2 pseudogenes are annotated in these 1,056 nt (G+C 43.6%); both read right to left on the reverse strand.

The features are described 5' to 3' along the window. Positions 1–140, reverse strand: a pseudogene (locus tag ACFIQC_RS09900) (integrase); the annotation flags it as partial. A gap of 260 nt (positions 141–400) precedes the next feature. Further along, a pseudogene (locus tag ACFIQC_RS09905) lies at positions 401–1,056 on the reverse strand (PBSX family phage terminase large subunit); the annotation flags it as partial.

Below are 1,056 nucleotides of genomic sequence, written 5' to 3' on the forward strand. Positions count from 1 at the left end.
CGCCCATGAATGGTATAACGATACAGCCATTGAGCACCTCCATCTTTACGCTTATGAAGTAACAAGCCGGCACCATCGTTATATTTGCCAGCCCCTAATGTTGCGACAGATCTTGCATTAAGACGGTTCATAAGAGCCATTTTAAGTCCTTTCTTATACAAATTTTATCCACACACTCATCCCACTTGCTATGTGCAAACGAGTGGTTTTGATTGATTCAATATAAACAGATTTGAAATAAAAGAATCTTACGTTATTCGGGTCTTTAACTCAATATGAATAACGCTAGATTATCATTATAAATCAATAGCTTGCTACCAACTCACAAGCTTACGAAACAAACCTTCATGAGAGAGATCAGATACATTGCTGTCTTTCTCTAAATGTTCATCATCATGCATCATTCTGCCATCCATGAGGTACTCTCATATTCCGTTCTGCCGCTATAAGCTGGTCGCTTTTGTATTTCTTTTGGTGGTTTGTATGAAATACACATCAGTCCAAAGGCATCTGCCCCATGACTGGACCAATCATGCTCTGCTCCCAAGCCAATATTACGCTTCTCATCCCATTTCTCGTGATACCAGTTCAGTGCCTTACGTCCTGCTACTGTCGTCTTCTCATTAAACCAAACAGAAGGCAAAACACGGCGGACTGTTTCTATACGTATCTTAACAGCCCCTGCTCCCTGATTAGGGATAACTTTTGTTTGAAAGCCTGCCTGTTTAAGAGCGCTCTCAAAACTCACATTGTGCACACGGTCTCTGGTCGCACCATCATGGGGGAGAACCATCAATGCCTTCTCATAACCGTTTTGACGCAACCAACCGATATGTTCCGATAAAGGCTGCCCCTGTGCTTCGTAATAATCAAGCACTCTGATCTCTCTACCAACAAATTGCGCTATCCATATCGCTGTTGCATTTGCCTTGGCGCCCGTCCCCCCAATGTCCCAAAAAGCACGTATTTGCATTAAAGAATCACGAGCAACACGCCCTATCCGCCCCTCTTGCTCGGCTGCCAACATTTCCTTTTGATAATAAGCGCCTTGAACCG

Source organism: Bartonella sp. AA126HLJHH (genome assembly GCF_042197425.1).
GTDB lineage: Bacteria > Pseudomonadota > Alphaproteobacteria > Rhizobiales > Rhizobiaceae > Bartonella.